Here is a 16,735-nt window from a genome sequence, read left to right on the forward strand (position 1 = left end):
CCCCGATGACGAATCAGCCGTATGGCCAGCCCTCCCCTCCGCTCTCTCCCGAGTCCGACAAGCAGGCCGCGATGTGGGCGCACATCGGCGGCATCGTCGGCTTCCTGCCGTCGCTGATCATCTGGCTCGTGCTGAAGGACCGCGGCCCGCGCGTGAACCACGAGGGCAAGGAGGCCCTGAACTGGCAGATCACCGCCACGATCGTGTGGGTCGCGATCGGCATCGTGCGCGGCGTCCTCGGCTGGATCCCGTTCCTCGGCCCGGTCATCGGTACCCTGCTGGGCCTTCTCGCGTTCGCCCTCTGGGTCGTCAACGTCATCTGGTCGATCATGGGCGGCGTCGCCGTCAACAACGGGGGCACCTACCGCTACCCCGTCAATCTGCGCCTGATCAAGTAGCGTTCAGACCCAGCCGCGCCGCACGGCCTCGGCGCCCAGCTGAAACCGTGACAGCACCCCGGCGCGCTCCCCGAGCTCGGCGACCCGCCGCTGCACGGTGCGCACCGAGATGCCCAGCTGCGATGCCGCCGCCGAATCGGTCATGCCCAGCACCAGCAGCGAGAGCAGGTCACGGTCGGCCTCGCCGACGCCGGGCTCGTCCGATCCGAGCAGCGGCCGCGCCGATGCCCAGTACTCGCCGAACACGGCGACCACGAGGTCGAGCAGCCCCGAGGGGTGCACGAGCAGGGCGCCGCTGACCCGGTCGGGTCCGTGCGAGTACATCGGCAGCAGCGCGATCGTGTCGTCGACGAGGAACAGCCGCGTCGGCAGCGTCGGCAGCACGCGGATCTCCTCCCCCGCCGCGATCGTCGCGCGCGCATCGCCGATGAACCCGGGGCGCTGCGCGACCTCCGACTCGATGATGACGCGGTAGCGCACGCCGCGCTCCAGGGCACGCCCCTCCTCGACGTTCTCCGACGAGGCCATGATCGCCACCTCGCTGAGCACGAACACGTCCACGCGCTCGAGCGCCGACGCCTGCAGCTGCGCGAGGCGCTGCCGCACGGCATCCGGCCCCACCACGACATCGACCACGTCGGGCGCCGCGCGCTGCTCGGCGCCGTGCCGATAGAGCTCACTGAAGTGCACCAGCGCCTCGTGCGCGGCCGCCAGGCGCCGCTCGCTCTCCAGCAGCAGCGGGCGCAGGGCGAGGGAGGGCGGGGATGCCACGACCCGGTCGGGTGCGGAACCCTGACGGGCCACCAGCCCGGCGCCCTCGAGGTCGTCGACCAGGCGGCGCACCGCGCCCTCGTCGAGAGAGGTCAGCCGGGCGAGTTCGTCGACGGCCGCCGACGGCGCTTCGAGCAGGCTCTGGTAGAGCGCGACGTGATCACCGTCCAGCCCGATCGCGTCGAGCATGCGTCCTCCCGATCCCGCGCCTGGCGGATGACGGCCATGTCGTTTCTCCGCCACCACGATATACCGCGCGGTATGGGAACGTGGGCCTCGCTCCCCAATCAGGAAAGGGTTCTCATGGATCACCCACAAGAACGACCCGCACGACGACGTGCGCGGGCCGCGCTGGCCACCGCCGGCGGGGTCGCGCTGGGCCTGAGCGGCATCGGCGCCGCCGCCCTGCCGGCCCAGGCCGCCGCGCATGCCACGACCGCGTCCCCCGCCACCGCGCAGGACGTGCACACCGTGACCCTCATCACCGGCGACACCGTGACGGTGACCGACCTGTCCGACGGCACGCACACCGTCGACGTCGACACCGTCGACCCCGGCGACGGCTACAAGACGCTGCAGGTCGGCGATGACCTGCACGTCATTCCCGACGACGCCGCGTCGTATCTCGCGAAGGGCGTGCTCGACGACGACCTGTTCAACGTCAGCCTCCTCATCGAGGACGGCTACGACGACGCGAACGTCGACGCCACGCCGATCATCGTCGAGACGACGGGCCGCGCGACCCGCTCGGCTCCCGCGCCGGGCCTGACCGTGCAGCGCACGCTCGCCAGCATCGGCGCACAAGCCGCCACCGCGTCGCACGCGAAGGCCGCGCAGACGTGGGAGGCCCTCACGAGCGTCGCCGCATCGAAGGCGCGCTCGGCATCCGCCCCGTTCGCCGACGGCATCACCGCCATCCACCTCGACGGCAAGGTCAAGGCCTCGCTCGACACCTCGGTGCCGTGGATCGGAGCGCCCGACGCCTGGGACGCCGGCTACACCGGCGAGGGCGTGACTGTGGCGGTGCTCGACACCGGATACGACGCCACCCACCCCGACCTCAAGGGCCAGGTGCTCTCCGGATCGAAGAGCTTCGTGCCCGACGAGGCGGTCGACAGCGACCCTGAGGGACACGGCACACACGTGACCTCGACGATCGTGGGCACGGGCGCGGCCAGCGACGGCAAGTACCGCGGCGTCGCCGACGGCGCCAAGGCCATCGTCGGCAAGGTGCTCGGCAACGACGGCTACGGGCAGGACTCGTGGATCATCGCCGGCATGGAGTGGGCGGCCGAGCAGGCGCCGATCGTGTCGATGAGCCTCGGCTCGACGGCGGCCAGCGACGGCTCCGACCTGATGTCGCAGGCCCTCGACGAGATCTCCGAGTCGACCGGGGCGCTGTTCATCGTCGCCGCCGGCAATGCCACCAACCCCGAGACCATCGGCGCCCCGGGCGCGGCCGCCGACGCGCTGACCGTCGGCTCGGTCGACGACCCCTCGGGCGCGCTGTCGTGGTTCTCGAGCCAGGGACCGCTGACGCTCTCCGGCGCGATGAAGCCCGACATCGCCGGGCCCGGCAACGACATCACCGCCGCGCGCTCCGCCCAGAGCTCCGGTGAGGGCTACTACGTGAGCATGAGCGGCACGTCGATGGCCACACCGCACATCGCCGGTGCCGCCGCGATCCTCAAGCAGGAGCATCCCGACTACACCGCCGACCAGCTGCGCGCACTGCTGACCAGCTCGTCGCGCGACGTCGGGCTGAGCCCCTACCAGGCGGGCGTGGGCGTGGTCGACCTCTCCACCGCGATCGACGCCCATGTCGTGGCATCCCGCTCCGCCGATTTCGGGATGCTGCACTGGGGCGACGATGCCGCCACACTGACGCGCACCATCACGTACACGAACACCGGCAGCGAGGACGCCACCGTCGCCCTGAAGCTGTCGGTGTCGGATACGACGCCCGCCGCCGACGGCGGCGTGACGCCGCTGAGCACGCGCGCGGCGACCGTGGACCCGGCCGATGTCGTGACGCTCAGCGACGACACCCTGACGATCCCCGCCGGCGCGAGCCGGGACGTGACGCTGAGCGCGAATCAGGCCGACGTGCAGCCGGGCCACCAGCTCTCGGGCGCGCTCGTCGCATCGGTCGGCGAGGTGGCCGTCGCGCGCACCGCCGTCGGCATCATCGCCGAGGCCGAGCGCTACGACCTCCACCTGACCGCCACCGACTTCGCCGGTGAGCCCACCGAAGCCACCGCGTGGCTGTGGGATGCCGCGAACCAGGCGTACCAGGTCATCGACGTGCCGGGCGAGACCACCGTGCGCCTGCCCGCGGGCGCGTACAGCGTGATGTCGTACATGACGCTCGAGCGGAGCGCCGACAGTGCCGTCGAGGTGCTCGTGGGCGATCCGTCGGTCGACCTCACGGACCAGGGCGCCTCCGTCGCGCTCGACGCGCGCACCGCGAAGAAGGTGGCGGTCGACATCGGCAAGAAGGGACTGCAGACGACCGTCAACCGCATGGACTTCACGGTCGACGGGTTCACCGGCAGCGCCACGCTGCCGGTGACGCTGGACGGCTTCTACGCCCAGCCGATGACCGCCGACGACGACCAGGACTTCAGCGCCTCCGTGCGCTGGCGCCTGCAGGACCCGACGCTGTCGCTGAAGGCCGGGAAGCAGGACCTCGACCTCATCGTCGCCGCGGGCTCCACTCCCCTCGACGGGCGGCTGCGCGCGACCGCGGTCGATGCCGGCGACGGCTCGGTCGACGCGTTCGCCGCCGCGGATGCGAAGGGCAAGGTCGCCGTGGTCACGCGATCCGACGCGGTCTCATCCAGCGACCGGGCCGCGAACGCCCTGGCCGCCGGCGCGAAGCTGCTCATCGTGGTGAACGACGACGACGGCGAGTTCAGCGAGTGGGCCGGGTCCTCCGACGACACGGCGAACACGACGATGGCCGTCGCCCAGATCAGCGGCGTGCAGGGTCGGGCCCTGCTGGCCGAGATGGCGCGTCACCGCGTGCAGGTCACCGGCACCGGCATCCCGTACTCCTCGGAGATCTGGGACATCTCGCGCTACCAGAACGGTGCCATCGCCGCGAACCAGACGTATCGTCCCGGTCGCCTGGCGCGCGTCGAGACGACGTACGCCGGCGACCAGGACCAGACCGTCGGAGAGTTCCGGTACGACTTCGTGCCGGGAGCCGAGTACGGCTCGGGCTACCTGTGGGCGGTGCCGCGCGGCATGACCCGCACCGAGTGGGTCAGCACGCAGGATGTCGAGTGGCTGCAGGATCCCGAGGTCGTCGACATCGGGTGGCAGGTGCGCGACGTGAAGCGCAGCTACAAGCCCGGCCAGCGCACGTCGACCTCGTTCTTCGACGGTATCGTCCGCCCGTACATCGGCCCCGGCTACTGGGCGCCGTACACGAACGGCGACGGCCTGGTCGTGAACATCCCCTCGTGGGCCGACGGCGTGAACGCCGACCGCACCGGCGGGGCCGACACGTACGCCGCGGAGCGCCATGAGACGCAGAACCTCACGGTGTCTCTGGACGGGAGCGAGATCGGCTCCACCGACACCCAGGCGATCTACGCGTTCGGGGTCCCCGACGGCACACATGCCGTGAAGATCGTCAACGACACCACGCAGGACGGCGCGTTGACCGGCGACGCCTCGACGGCCACGCACACCGAGTGGACCGCGACGGCGACCACCGACGCGGCGAACTACGACCAGCACATCCTGCCGCTGCTGCAGGGGTACTACGCGGTCGACTCCTCCACCGGCAAGCACGGTGCGAAGGGAACGTCGCTGACCGTCGAAGTGGGTCACATCGCGGGCGCCACCGGCTCCGCGAAGATCACGGGCGCGACGGCCCAGGTGCGCGTGGACGGCGGCAAATGGCAGACCGTGAAGCTGACGCTGCGGTCGCGTGACACCTCGGGCCCCGGCGAGGCGGCGGGCATGTTCCCGACCGGCCGGGCCTACGTGGCCTCGTACACGGCCGACCTGTCCACGGCACACGCCGGCTGGGTCGACCTGAAGGTGACGGCGAAGGATGCCGCGGGCAACACCTTCGCCCAGGAGATCACCCACGCCTTCCAGATCTCCGCGTCAGGAGGCCACGGACACCCGAAGCACTGACGCGAAGAACACAGCAGCGGCCGGCCCCGGGGAGCATCGCTCTCCGGGGCCGGCCGTGTCGCCGACGAGGCGTCAGACCACCAGGTCGAGCTCGCCCGGTCTCCCGTCGCGCAGGGTCACGCCGGCGGCATCCGCCCACCGGCGCAGGCCCGCGAGCGACCCGATGCGGGGGCGCTCGGTCGCCAGGCGCCGCACGAGATCACCCTTCGCATGCTTGTTGAAGTGGTTCAGCGCGCGGCTCGTGCCGTCGGGCCCCTCCGTGACCACGCGCAGATACGCCTGAGGCACGTCGGCGGGCACGGGACCGAGGGCCGCGTAGGCCTCCGACCGCAGGTCGAGCACGAACGGCGGGGCTGCCTCAGACAGCGCCGCAGACACCGCGTCGGCCCACACCCGCCGCAGCGGCGGCAGCCCCGGCAGGCTCGTCCCCGCGGCGAGCCGGTACGCGGGGATGGCGTCGAGCGCGCCGACCGGGCCGAACGGCGCCGAGTGGATGAGCACGTGACCGCCGAGCCAGCGGCGGGCCGCGGCATCCATCGTCTCCGCCGCCAGCGCGTCGTACAGCACGCCTGTGTAGCGATCGACCGCCGGCAGCGTCTCGGCGGTGCGCAGCGCCGCGTTGTGAGCGATGTCGCCGCGCTGACGGGCAGAGAGCTTCAGCACCCGTGCGGACTCATCCTCATCGGCCGCGAGTGCGACCAGCGCATCGACGACCTGCGCCCGCTGCGGCGCAAGCTGCGGCAGGGCGAGCGCGTCGACGCGCAATGCAGAGCGCCGCCCTCCGGGACGCTTGGTCTCGGAGGGCGGCAGCAGAATCAGCACGCGGGTCAGGCCACGAGTGCGGCCTGGCCGGCGACGATGGTCACCGTGTCGCTTTCGACGGAGATGAAGCCGTCCTTGGCGTCGGCTTCGGTCTTCACGCCATCCGTGCCGGTGATGCGCACACGGCCTTCGGCGAGGATCGCCAGCACGGGCTCGTGGCCCGCCATGAAACCGATCTCGCCCTCGACGGTCTTGGCGATGACGAGGGATGCCTCGCCGGACCAGACCTCTTCCTCAGCCGAAACGAGGTTGACCTGCAGGGGCATGATCAGCCGTTCTCCTTCTGGATCTGCGCCCACTTGGCCTCGACGTCGGAGATGCCGCCGACGTTGAAGAACGCCTGCTCGGCCACGTGGTCGAACTCGCCCTTCACGATCGCGTCGAAGGACTCGATGGTCTCCTTGATCGGGACCGTGGAGCCCTCGACACCGGTGAACTTCTTGGCCATGTAGGTGTTCTGCGAGAGGAACTGCTGGATGCGGCGCGCGCGGGCGACGACGATCTTGTCCTCTTCGCTCAGCTCATCGACACCGAGGATCGCGATGATCTCCTGCAGCTCCTTGTTCTTCTGCAGGATCTGCTTCACGGCGGTGGCCACGCGGTAGTGGTCCTCACCGATGTAGCGCGGGTCGAGGATGCGGCTGGTCGAGGTCAGCGGGTCGACGGCCGGGTACAGGCCCTTCGACGCGATCTCACGCGAGAGCTCGGTCGTGGCGTCCAGGTGGGCGAACGTCGTGGCCGGGGCCGGGTCGGTGTAGTCGTCGGCGGGCACGTAGATCGCCTGCAGCGAGGTGATCGAGTGGCCACGCGTCGAGGTGATGCGCTCCTGGAGCACACCCATCTCGTCGGCGAGGTTCGGCTGGTAGCCCACGGCCGAGGGCATGCGGCCCAGCAGCGTCGAGACCTCGGAGCCGGCCTGCGTGAAGCGGAAGATGTTGTCGATGAACAGCAGCACGTCCTGCTTCTGCACATCGCGGAAGTACTCCGCCATCGTCAGGGCCGACAGGGCGACGCGCAGACGCGTCCCCGGCGGCTCGTCCATCTGGCCGAACACGAGGGCGGTCTTGTCGAAGACGCCCGCCTCTTCCATCTCGTTGATGAGGTCGTTGCCCTCACGGGTGCGCTCGCCGACGCCGGCGAACACCGACACACCGCCGTGGTCCTGCGCGACGCGCTGGATCATCTCCTGGATGAGGACGGTCTTGCCGACGCCCGCACCGCCGAAGAGGCCGATCTTTCCACCCTGCACGTACGGGGTGAGCAGGTCGATGGCCTTGATGCCCGTCTCGAACATGGTGGTCTTCGACTCGAGCTGGTCGAAGCTCGGCGCCTGGCGGTGGATGCCCCAGCGCTCGGTGATCTCGATCTTCTCGCCCGGCTCGGCGTTCAGCACGTCGCCGGTGACGTTGAACACGTGGCCCTTGGTGACGTCGCCGACGGGGACCGTGATGGGGCCGCCGGTGTCGCGCACCTCCTGGCCGCGGACCATGCCGTCGGTCGGCTTCAGCGAGATGGCGCGGACGAGGTCGTCGCCGAGGTGCTGGGCGACCTCGAGGGTGATCTCGGACGACTCGCCGCCGATGGTGATCGTGGTCTTCAGCGCGTTGTAGATGTCGGGGATCGCATCGTGCGGGAACTCGATGTCGACCACGGGACCGGTGACGCGCGCGACGCGGCCGGTGACCTGCGTCGGCGTCTCCTGTGCGGTGAGGCTCATGGCTTCTTCTCTTTCGATGGGGTCTACTTGGCGGACGCCAGGGCGTCCGCGCCGCCGACGATCTCGGCGATCTGCTGCGTGATCTCCGCCTGACGCGCGTTGTTGCGCAGGCGGGTGTAGTCGGTGATGAGCTTGTCGGCATTGTCGCTGGCCGACTTCATCGCCTTCTGCGTCGCGGCGTGCTTGGCGGCCGACGACTGCAGGAGCGCGTTGAAGACGCGGCTCTGGATGTACACCGGCAGGATCGCGTCCAGCACCGACTGGGAGTCGGGCTCGAACTCGTACAGCGGGTACACCGCGTGGTCCGCCGCCTCGCCCTCGGCCTCGACGACCTCCAGCGGCAGCAGACGGACGGCCGTCGGCTCCTGCGTCATCATGCTGACGAAACGGTTGTAGACGAGGTGGATCTCATCGACGCCGCCGTCTTCGCCGCCGAGCTCGAAGGCATCCAGCAGGGTCGCCGAGATGTCTTCGGCCCACGAGAACCGCGGGCTGTCGGTGTCGCCGACCCACTCGGCCGCGTGCGCCATCTGCCGGAACTGGAAGTACCCGACGGCCTTGCGGCCGACCAGGTAGAACACCGGCTCCTTGCCCTCTTCCTTCAGCAGTTCGGCGAGCTCCAGCCCCTCGCGCAGGATCTGCGAGTTGAAGGCGCCCGCGAGTCCGCGGTCGGAGGTGAAGATGACCACGGCCGAGCGGCGGATCTGCTCGGGCTCGCGGGTCAGCGGATGGTCGACGTTGGAGTGCGTCGCGACGGCCGACACGGCTCGGGTGACGGCCTGCGAGAAGGGTCCGGCCGCGCGGACGCGCGCCATCGCCTTCTGGATGCGCGAAGCCGCGATGAGCTCCATCGCCTTCGTGATCTTCTTGGTCGTCTCAGCAGAAGCGATCTTCTGCTTGTAGACCCGGAGTTGTGCGCCCATGTCTTACGTCCCGGTCGCTCAGCCCCGACGGCCCTTGACGATCTTCTCCTGGTTCACGTCTGCGGCGTCGGCCGCCTCGAACTCCTCGTTGCCGAGGGCGTCGATGGCCTGGCCCTTGCCGCCCTGGAACTCGGGGATGAACGCGTCCGTGGCCTTCTCGAGCTCGGCGAGCGTCTCGTCGTCAAGCACGTTGGTCTCACGCAGGCGGTCGAGGATCGTCGAGTTGCGGCGGAGGTAGTCCAGCAGCTCGCGCTCGAAGCGCAGCACGTCCTCGACGGCGATCGTGTCGAGCTTGCCGTTGGTGCCGGCCCAGATCGAGACGACCTGCTCCTCCACCGGGTACGGCGAGTACTGCGGCTGCTTGAGCAGCTCGGTCAGGCGGGCACCGCGGTCGAGCTGACGGCGGGATGCCGCGTCCAGGTCGCTCGCGAACATCGCGAACGCCTCGAGCGAGCGGTACTGGGCCAGCTCGAGCTTGAGCGTTCCCGAGACCTTCTTGATCGACTTGACCTGGGCGTCACCGCCGACGCGCGACACCGAGATGCCGACGTCGACCGCGGGACGCTGGTTCGCGTTGAACAGGTCGGACTGCAGGAAGATCTGACCGTCGGTGATCGAGATGACGTTGGTCGGGATGTAGGCCGACACGTCGTTCGCCTTCGTCTCGATGATGGGGAGACCGGTCATCGAGCCCGCACCGAGGTCGTCGCTGAGCTTCGCGCAGCGCTCGAGCAGGCGGGAGTGCAGGTAGAAGACGTCACCCGGGTAGGCCTCGCGCCCCGGCGGACGACGCAGCAGCAGCGACACGGCGCGGTACGCCTCGGCCTGCTTCGACAGGTCGTCGAACACGATGAGCACGTGCTTGCCCTGGTACATCCAGTGCTGGCCGATGGCCGAGCCGGTGTACGGGGCGAGGTACTTGAAGCCGGCCGGGTCGGACGCGGGAGCGGCGACGATCGTCGTGTACTCCATGGCGCCGGCGTCTTCGAGCGCGCCCTTGACGGAGGCGATCGTCGAGCCCTTCTGGCCGATGGCGACGTAGATGCAGCGGACCTGCTTGTTCTCGTCGCCCGACTCCCAGTTGGCCTTCTGGTTGATGATCGTGTCGATCGCGATGGCCGTCTTGCCGGTCTGGCGGTCGCCGATGATCAGCTGGCGCTGACCGCGGCCGACGGGGATCATCGCGTCGATGGCCTTGATGCCGGTCTGCAGCGGCTCGTGCACGCTCTTGCGCTGCATGACGCCGGGCGCCTGCAGCTCGAGGGCACGGCGGCCCTCGCTGGCGACCTCGCCGAGGCCGTCGATCGGGTTGCCGAGCGGATCGACGACGCGGCCGAGGTAGCCGTCGCCGACCGGGACCGAGAGCACCTCGCCGGTGCGGGTGACCTGCTGACCGGCCTCGATGCCGGCGAAGTCGCCAAGCACGACGACGCCGATCTCACGCTCGTCGAGGTTCTGCGCCAGGCCCTGGGTGCCGTCCGCGAAGATGACCAGTTCGTTGGCCATGACGCCGGGCAGGCCCTCGACGTGGGCGATGCCGTCTGCCGCGTCGACCACGGTGCCGACCTCGGTCGCTGCCGCCCCGGTGGGCTCGTATGCGGCGACGAAGTCCTTCAGCGCGTCACGGATGACGTCAGGGCTGATGGAGAGTTCTGCCATTGTCTTCCTTTTGTTCGTGGGGCCTCGGCCCCGAAGTCGCCGTCCCTGTGGGACGGGAAGTCTTTCTCAGCCTGCGAGTCGCTGCCGCAGGTCGTTCAGTCGCGTGGCCACGCTCGCGTCGATCACGTCATCCGCGATCTGCACGCGCACGCCGCCCACGACGGTGCGGTCGATCACCGTGTTCACGGAGACCTCGCTGTCGTACTTGGCCTGAAGCAGCTTCGCGAGCCGCTCGGTCTGCGCCGCCGACAGCGGCACGGCACTGGTGACCCGCGCGACCTTGCGGCCGCGGGATGCCGCGACAATGCGCTCGGCGCGCGCCAGCAGCTCGCGCACCCGGCGCTCGCGCGGACGCTGCACGACCGCGGAGGCGATCAGCGTCGTCGCCGCGCCGGCACGGGAGGCCAGCAGCGATTCGACGAGACGCCCCTTCTCGGTCGCATCGCCCAGTCGGCTGCCCAGGGCGAGCTCGAGCTTCGGGTCGCTCGCGACGACGCGGCCGAACTGGAACAGCTCGCCCTCGACATCGGAGGTCGCGTCGGCGCCGGCCGCGGCACGGATGGCGAGCTCTTCGACGGCGTCGATGAGGTCGTCCGCACTCGACCAGCGCTGCGTGGCCACGGCCTGCAGCAGCGACCGGGTCGTGCCCGCCAGCGGCGCGAAGACGTCGGAGACGACCTTCGCGCGTGCCTCGGAGCTGGCGCCCCAATCGGCCAGCGCACCGCTCAGCGCCGACGTGTCGGCCAGTGCGCGCGCGGCGGCGAACAGCTCGCCGGCGACGCCGAGGTCGACGCCGGACGCGGCATCCAGTGCCGCGTTCGAAGCCGTCAGAGCCTGAGTGGTCGCGCTGCCCATTACTGCGCTGCCTTCTGCGCTTCGGAGGCCTCGAGATCGGCGAGGAAGCGGTCGACCACGGCCTGCGCCTTGGCGTCGTCGGAGAGCGTCTCGCCGATGACACCGCCGGCCAGGTCGAGCGCCAGGGAGCCGACCTCGCCGCGCAGCGAGACCAGCGCGCTCTGGCGCTCCGCCTCGATCTGCGCGTGGGCGGCCGCGCTCACGCGGTTCGCCTCGACGACGGCGTTGTCCTTGGCCTCGGCGACAATCTTCTTGGCGTCCTCGCGGGCGTTCTCGCGGATCTCGCCGGCTTCCTTACGGGCCTCGGCGAGCTGCGCGGTGTACTCCTCGAGCGCGGCCTCGGCCTGACGCTGAGCCTCGTCGGCCTTCTCGATGTTGCCCTCGATGGCGGCGGCGCGCTGGTCGAGCATGTCCTGCATGCGCGGGAGCACGAACTTCCAGAAGACGAGCAGGATCGCCACGAAGCACAGCGCGCCCCAGACGAGGTCGTAGACCTCGGGCAGCAGCGGGTTCGGGGTCTCCTCCTCCGCCGCCAGAGTGACAAGAGCCGGTAGCATCCTGTCTCCTTACGTGAAGAGGGGGATCAGAAGCCGAAGATGAAGCCGGTGGCGATGCCGATGAAGGCGAGCGCCTCGGTGAAGGCGATACCGATCCACATGAGGACCTGCAGGCGGCCGGCCAGCTCGGGCTGACGGGCGACGCCCTCGATCGTCTTGCCGACGACGATGCCGATGCCGATGGCCGGGCCGATGGCGGCGAGGCCGTAGCCGACGGTGGCGATCGAGCCGCTCATGGCTGCCAGAACCGTAGTAGCTTCCACGGGTTTTTCCTTTCGTTGGGTGGGACGGCTCGTGCCGCCCCGCTCAGTGCTCGTCCGCGATCGCGAGCTGAATGTAGACCGCGGTGAGGATTGCGAAGATGTACGCCTGGAGGACGGCCACCAGGATTTCGAACAGGGTGAAGGCGAAGCCGAACGCGAGCGTGCCGGCGCCCAGGAGCGCCCACCAGTGCCCGGCGGTGAAGAAGAAGAACCACGTCGCCGAGAAGAACAGCACCAGCATGAGGTGGCCGACGATCATGTTCATCAGAAGACGGAGCGTCAGCGTCACGGGACGGATGATGAACGTCGAGATGAACTCGAGGATCGCGACGAACCAGACCAGCGCTTTCGGAATGCCCGACGGCGCGAACGAGTTCTTGAGGAACTTCTTCGGGCTCTTCTTCAGGCCGGCGTAGATGAACGTGACATACGACACGATCGCGAGCAGCAGGGGCACGGCGATGATCGCGGTGCCCGCCACCTGCAGACCGGGGATGATGCCGGTCAGGTTCATGAACAGGACCATGAAGAAGATCGTGGTGAGGATCGGCAGGAAGCGGTTGCCGTCCTTGCGGCCCAGCAGATCGTGGGCGATGCCGTTGCGCACGAAGTCGAGGCCGTACTCCACGACGCTCTGGAAACGGCCCGGGACCAGCTTCATGCGGCGCGTGCCGAGCACGAACAGGACGATCAGGACGACCGTCGCGATGATCTGGATGAGGTTGATGCGGGTCAGCGCGAACGGCGTGCCTGCGAACAGGATCTCGGGCGGGAAGAAGTCGGTGATCGACGGCGGGTGGAACCCGTCATCGGACGACGCGGCCTTCGCGATCAGTGTCGCAGCTTCAGTAAACAGCGCTGGCTCCAACTTCGGGGCATCGGTCGAGACCGTTGCGACGGGGGTCGATGGGAATGCGAGCCCACCCCAGCTCGGATCAAGCGGCAAGCGGGCGGGTGCGGATCTAGCCTATCAAACTCGGAGGTTTGGCAAGTCCATTTCAGGCGCGTCGTTCTTCCCCATCGCCGTCGGCGGGAGTACTCTCTGCGTCCGACGCCGGTGCGGGGTCGTCCTCGACCGACATCGGAAGCTCCACCGAGACGGTGGGGATGCGCATCCTGGTCAGCACCACGACGTCGATCACGAGCGACGCGAGCACCCCCGCGACGATCGCGACGAAGAACACCGTCGGCTGGATCCACGGCTGGTCGCGCAGCACCAGCAGCACCACGATGAACACGACGAACTTCAGCAGCCAGCCGCCCAGCACGATGCCGAAGAACACCGGCACGTACAGGGCGTCGCCGAACCAGCGGTTCGCGATGAGGATGCTCGCCCCGGTGATGCCGAGGAACAGTGCCGCCAGCACCACGCCCACCAGCGCGCTGAACAGGCCCGGCAGCCCCGCCACGGCGAATCCGATGATCGCTCCCGCGATCGCGAGCACGGCGGTGGCGACGGCCGACCAGATGAGGGTCGTCCGCAGGACCGGGGTGCTGGTGACGGGGCTTTCGCTCTTGGTCATCTCTTCTGCTCCTGAGGGGCGGGTTCCGAGGAGGACCCGGAGGTGGATGCCGCGGCCGGGCGACGGCGGTGGGTGGGCGTGAACGTCACCACGACGCAGGCGACGATGCCGAGAACGCCGAACGCGACGCCGAGCCAGTACTGCCCGGGCCAGTCGTGCGCCACGCCGATGTACATGAGCAGCATCGACAGGCCGATGATCGCGGTCCATGCGTAGAAGATCAGCACCGACGTGCGGCTGGAGTGCCCCATGTCGAGCATGCGGTGGTGCAGGTGCTTGCGGTCGGGCGAGAACGGCGACTTGCCCTGCCAGTACCGCCGCAGCACGGCCGACCCGAAGTCGAGCAGCGGCAGGATCGCGACCGCGATCGGCAGCAGGATCGGCAGGAACGCGCCCAGCAGCTGCGAGCGGCCGAACTCGTCGGGGTCGAGGGTGGCGGGGTCGAACTGTCCGGTCAGCGCGATCGCGCCGGTAGCCAGCAGCAGCCCCAGCACCAGTGCGCCGGAGTCGCCCATGAACATCTTGGCGGGGTGCCAGTTCAGTGGCAGGAAACCCAGGCACATGCCGACGATCACACACGCGATGAACGATGCGAGGTTGAAGTAGCTCGAGGCCCCCGAGTCGCGCACGACGAAATACGAGTACGCGAAGAAGATCGTGGCGGCGATGAGGCAGACGCCCGCGACCAGACCGTCGAGACCGTCGATGAAGTTGACGGCGTTCATCACGATCACGATCGAGAAGACCGTCAGGGTGAAGCTGACCGCCGCCGAGGGCACCGTCATGCCGCCGATCGGAAGCGAGTAGATCTGCAGCTGCCCGAACCACGCGATGATCCCCGCCGCGAGGAACTGCGCGGCGAGCTTGAGCATCCAGTCGAGGTCCCACAGGTCGTCGGCGACGCCCACGAGCACGGTGAGGGCGGCCGCGGCGAGGATCGCGAACACCGCGCGCGGGTTGGCCCAGAAGATCTGGAAGTACGGGGTGAACGCCGAGACGGTGAACGCCCCGATCATGCCGAGGAACATGGCGATGCCGCCCAACCGCGGGGTCGGCGTGCGGTGCACGTCGCGCTCGCGGATGGCCGGATACAGCTTGTACTTGATGCCGAGGCGCCACACCGCCCACGAGAAGATCAGCGTCAGCGTGGCGGTGAACAGGATCGTGAAGATGTACTGCTTCACCCGTCGTCACCGCCGGCGTCGGGAACCGGCTCGGGCTCGTCCTCGCTCACGGGGTCGGGTTCGAGCAGATCGCCGAGCACGGCGCGCAGTCGATCGCGCGAGACGGCACCGTCGCGCAGCACGCGGACCACCGGGGCATCCGCGCCCACCAGGCCCGTGGCATCCACGATCGTCGACGAGATCCCGGTGCTGCTGGGTCCGGCGTCCAAATACACCGTGACGCTGTCGCCGAGCATCAGCCGCGCATCCTCCGCCTCGATGGCCGCCGGCTTGCCGGTGAGATTCGCGCTCGAGACAGCAAGGGGGCCCGTCTCGGTGATCAGCTGCAGGGCGATGGGATGGTCGGGCATGCGCACGGCGACCGTGCCGTGGGTGTCGCCGAGGTCCCAGGTGAGCGACGGCTGCGCGGGCAGCACGACGGTGAGTCCGCCCGGCCAGAACTCCTCGACGAGCCGTGCGACGGGCTCGGGCACCTCGGAGACGAGGGCGCGCATCATGTCGAGGCCGGCCACGAGCACGGGTGGCGGCTGCTGCCGTCCGCGGCCCTTCGCCGTGAGCAGGCGCGCGACGGCCTCGGGGCTGAACGCGTCGGCGCCGACGCCGTAGACGGTGTCGGTGGGCAGGACGATGAGCTCGCCGCGGACGACGGCCTGCCGCGCCTCGCGCATGCCGGTGAGAAGCTGGCCCTGGTCGGCGCAGTCGTAGAGGGGGGTCATGACCCGTCCAGTGTAGCGACGCGCACCTGTGCGCCGCCGTGATCAGGCGCGGATCGCCGTGGTGGTGCGGTCGCGGCCGGTGAGGTCGGGATGAGTGGAAGCCGAAAGCCACCCGTCTGCGGTCAGCAGCTGCCGGATCGGCTCGCCCTGCCATTCGCCGTGCTCGATCACGAGCGTGCCGCCCGGGCGCAGCAGCCGCCGACCGGTGCGGCCGAGCACGCGGACGACGTCGAGGCCGTCCGCTCCCCCGTATAGCGCCTGCGGCGGGTCGAACAGCCGCACCTCCGGGTCGCGCGGGATCGCGTCGTCGGGCACGTACGGAGGGTTGGATGCCACGACGTCGAGCGTTCCGTCGAGCTCGGGCAGCGCGTTGGCCAGGTCGCCGTGCACCAGGTGCGTGGTCGGCGTGCCATAGCGGGCGACGTTACGGGCCGCCCAGGCGTGCGCCTCTTCCGAGCGCTCGACGGCCCAGACTTCGGCGCCGGGCACCTCGGTGGCCATGGCGAGCGCTATCGCACCGCTGCCGGTGCCGAGGTCGACCGCGCGGGGGCTCTGGGTCGTGGCGGCGGCCGCGGCGAGCGCGTCGATCGCGAGCTGGGCGACGCCCTCGGTCTCGGGGCGCGGTACGAACACGCCGGGCCCCACCTCGAGCTCGAGGTGGCGGAACGGCGCGAGCCCGGTGAGGTGCTGCAGCGGCTCGCGCTGCGCGCGCCGCGCGATGAGTGCCCGGAAGCGGTCGCGTTGCTCGGCGGTGAGCGCGTCGTCGCGGAGCGCGGCCGCCTGCGCTCCCCCGCGGCTCGTGCCCAGCACATGCGCGAGCAGCAGCTCGGCGTCGACGGCGGGGTCGGGCACGCCGGCCTCGGCGAGCGCGCGCGTCGCGGCGCGCAGGAGCTGGCTGATGCGGGCGGGAGTGTCCATGGGCGGGGTCCAGCCTATCGGCGGGCGCCTCCAGTCGCGGCTGGATGCCACCGCGGCTGGAAACCGCGGGCCGCGGCCTCCACCCTCCTCCTCTCCCCCTGCCCCGCCTCCCCTCACAGGCTTCGGAAGATCTCACCAACCTCGGACCGATCCGGCCCATCGCTCCGAACTTCGTGCGATCTTCCGAAGCCTGTGGGCCGGCGGCTCGCAGAATGGGCCCCGACGAGGGCGCGGCGGGCCGGCGGCTCGCGGCGCGGGCCATGGGGAGGACTCCCCG

General features: G+C 69.8%; 16 protein-coding genes. 2 read left to right on the forward strand and 14 right to left on the reverse strand.

The features are described from left to right. The first annotated feature begins 5 nt into the window (after window positions 1-5). Complete coding sequence (locus ABMQ42_RS08010) at window positions 6-398, forward strand: DUF4870 domain-containing protein (protein ID WP_349722399.1); 393 nt, start codon at window positions 6-8, stop codon at window positions 396-398. Between the two features lie 3 nt (window positions 399-401). On the opposite strand, the gene ABMQ42_RS08015 is transcribed toward ABMQ42_RS08010, so the two are convergent. Continuing rightward, window positions 402-1,358, reverse strand: a complete 957-nt coding sequence (locus ABMQ42_RS08015) for a helix-turn-helix domain-containing protein (RefSeq protein WP_349722400.1) — start codon at window positions 1,356-1,358, stop codon at window positions 402-404. Window positions 1,359-1,472: 114 nt separating this feature from the next. Between ABMQ42_RS08015 and ABMQ42_RS08020 the strand changes: the two genes are divergently transcribed. Next, window positions 1,473-5,321: a S8 family serine peptidase gene (locus tag ABMQ42_RS08020; RefSeq protein WP_349722401.1), complete on the forward strand. Its 3,849-nt coding sequence runs from the start codon at window positions 1,473-1,475 to the stop codon at window positions 5,319-5,321. Between the two features lie 72 nt (window positions 5,322-5,393). On the opposite strand, the gene ABMQ42_RS08025 is transcribed toward ABMQ42_RS08020, so the two are convergent. The 13 genes from ABMQ42_RS08025 to prmC all read right to left on the reverse strand — a co-directional run bounded on the left by ABMQ42_RS08025 (window position 5,394) and on the right by prmC (window position 16,458). Then, window positions 5,394-6,143 carry a YaaA family protein gene (locus ABMQ42_RS08025; RefSeq protein WP_349722402.1) on the reverse strand — a complete coding sequence of 250 codons (750 nt, stop codon included), beginning with the start codon at window positions 6,141-6,143 and terminating at the stop codon, window positions 5,394-5,396. A 5-nt stretch (window positions 6,144-6,148) separates the two neighbouring features. Continuing rightward, window positions 6,149-6,409 carry a F0F1 ATP synthase subunit epsilon gene (locus ABMQ42_RS08030; RefSeq protein WP_349722403.1) on the reverse strand — a complete coding sequence of 87 codons (261 nt, stop codon included), beginning with the start codon at window positions 6,407-6,409 and terminating at the stop codon, window positions 6,149-6,151. A 2-nt stretch (window positions 6,410-6,411) separates the two neighbouring features. Continuing rightward, window positions 6,412-7,860 (reverse strand): F0F1 ATP synthase subunit beta, encoded by a 1,449-nt coding sequence (gene atpD, locus ABMQ42_RS08035; protein WP_349722404.1) that lies wholly within the window; start codon window positions 7,858-7,860, stop codon window positions 6,412-6,414. A 23-nt stretch (window positions 7,861-7,883) separates the two neighbouring features. Further along, entirely contained in the window at window positions 7,884-8,783 is a 900-nt protein-coding gene (locus ABMQ42_RS08040) for a F0F1 ATP synthase subunit gamma (protein WP_349722405.1), read from the reverse strand. 18 nt (window positions 8,784-8,801) lie between these two features. Continuing rightward, a complete protein-coding gene (gene atpA / locus ABMQ42_RS08045; protein ID WP_349722406.1) occupies window positions 8,802-10,442 on the reverse strand; it encodes a F0F1 ATP synthase subunit alpha in 1,641 nt (546 codons plus the stop codon). A 66-nt stretch (window positions 10,443-10,508) separates the two neighbouring features. Further along, complete coding sequence (locus tag ABMQ42_RS08050; protein ID WP_349722407.1) at window positions 10,509-11,297, reverse strand: F0F1 ATP synthase subunit delta; 789 nt, start codon at window positions 11,295-11,297, stop codon at window positions 10,509-10,511. Beyond that, window positions 11,297-11,854, reverse strand: coding sequence for a F0F1 ATP synthase subunit B (locus tag ABMQ42_RS08055; protein ID WP_349722409.1), 558 nt, complete (start codon window positions 11,852-11,854; stop codon window positions 11,297-11,299). Before ABMQ42_RS08055 ends, ABMQ42_RS08050 begins: the two co-directional genes overlap by 1 nt. A 26-nt stretch (window positions 11,855-11,880) precedes the next feature. Further along, window positions 11,881-12,117 carry an ATP synthase F0 subunit C gene (gene atpE / locus ABMQ42_RS08060; protein ID WP_349722411.1) on the reverse strand — a complete coding sequence of 79 codons (237 nt, stop codon included), beginning with the start codon at window positions 12,115-12,117 and terminating at the stop codon, window positions 11,881-11,883. 43 nt (window positions 12,118-12,160) lie between these two features. Further along, complete coding sequence (atpB, locus tag ABMQ42_RS08065) at window positions 12,161-12,985, reverse strand: F0F1 ATP synthase subunit A (RefSeq protein ID WP_349722412.1); 825 nt, start codon at window positions 12,983-12,985, stop codon at window positions 12,161-12,163. Between the two features lie 130 nt (window positions 12,986-13,115). Beyond that, window positions 13,116-13,640 (reverse strand): Cg1360 family ATP-synthase-associated protein, encoded by a 525-nt coding sequence (locus ABMQ42_RS08070; RefSeq protein ID WP_349722413.1) that lies wholly within the window; start codon window positions 13,638-13,640, stop codon window positions 13,116-13,118. Next, window positions 13,637-14,824, reverse strand: coding sequence for a glycosyltransferase family 4 protein (locus tag ABMQ42_RS08075; protein ID WP_349722414.1), 1,188 nt, complete (start codon window positions 14,822-14,824; stop codon window positions 13,637-13,639). The genes ABMQ42_RS08070 and ABMQ42_RS08075 overlap by 4 nt, the downstream gene beginning before the upstream one ends. Continuing rightward, window positions 14,821-15,540 (reverse strand): L-threonylcarbamoyladenylate synthase, encoded by a 720-nt coding sequence (locus ABMQ42_RS08080; protein ID WP_349722415.1) that lies wholly within the window; start codon window positions 15,538-15,540, stop codon window positions 14,821-14,823. The genes ABMQ42_RS08075 and ABMQ42_RS08080 overlap by 4 nt, the downstream gene beginning before the upstream one ends. Window positions 15,541-15,582: 42 nt before the next feature. Then, window positions 15,583-16,458 carry a peptide chain release factor N(5)-glutamine methyltransferase gene (gene prmC / locus ABMQ42_RS08085; protein WP_349722416.1) on the reverse strand — a complete coding sequence of 292 codons (876 nt, stop codon included), beginning with the start codon at window positions 16,456-16,458 and terminating at the stop codon, window positions 15,583-15,585. Window positions 16,459-16,735: the final 277 nt, after the last annotated feature.

It is taken from the genome of Microbacterium sp. KR10-403, from assembly GCF_040196215.1.
Classification (GTDB): Bacteria; Actinomycetota; Actinomycetes; order Actinomycetales; family Microbacteriaceae; genus Microbacterium.

Excerpts from the sequence above, each read along its gene's own strand:
- ABMQ42_RS08080 (WP_349722415.1), bottom strand. The coding sequence starts at position 15,540 with ATGACCCCCCTCTACGACTGCGCCGACCAGGGCCAGCTTCTCACCGGC.
- ABMQ42_RS08070 (WP_349722413.1), bottom strand. The coding sequence starts at position 13,640 with ATGACCAAGAGCGAAAGCCCCGTCACCAGCACCCCGGTCCTGCGGACG.
- ABMQ42_RS08055 (WP_349722409.1), bottom strand. The coding sequence starts at position 11,854 with ATGCTACCGGCTCTTGTCACTCTGGCGGCGGAGGAGGAGACCCCGAAC.
- ABMQ42_RS08030 (WP_349722403.1), bottom strand. The coding sequence starts at position 6,409 with ATGCCCCTGCAGGTCAACCTCGTTTCGGCTGAGGAAGAGGTCTGGTCC.
- prmC (WP_349722416.1), bottom strand. The coding sequence starts at position 16,458 with ATGGACACTCCCGCCCGCATCAGCCAGCTCCTGCGCGCCGCGACGCGC.
- ABMQ42_RS08040 (WP_349722405.1), bottom strand. The coding sequence starts at position 8,783 with ATGGGCGCACAACTCCGGGTCTACAAGCAGAAGATCGCTTCTGCTGAG.
- ABMQ42_RS08010 (WP_349722399.1), top strand. The coding sequence starts at position 6 with ATGACGAATCAGCCGTATGGCCAGCCCTCCCCTCCGCTCTCTCCCGAG.
- atpA (WP_349722406.1), bottom strand. The coding sequence starts at position 10,442 with ATGGCAGAACTCTCCATCAGCCCTGACGTCATCCGTGACGCGCTGAAG.
- ABMQ42_RS08015 (WP_349722400.1), bottom strand. The coding sequence starts at position 1,358 with ATGCTCGACGCGATCGGGCTGGACGGTGATCACGTCGCGCTCTACCAG.
- atpD (WP_349722404.1), bottom strand. The coding sequence starts at position 7,860 with ATGAGCCTCACCGCACAGGAGACGCCGACGCAGGTCACCGGCCGCGTC.
- ABMQ42_RS08020 (WP_349722401.1), top strand. The coding sequence starts at position 1,473 with ATGGATCACCCACAAGAACGACCCGCACGACGACGTGCGCGGGCCGCG.
- ABMQ42_RS08050 (WP_349722407.1), bottom strand. The coding sequence starts at position 11,297 with ATGGGCAGCGCGACCACTCAGGCTCTGACGGCTTCGAACGCGGCACTG.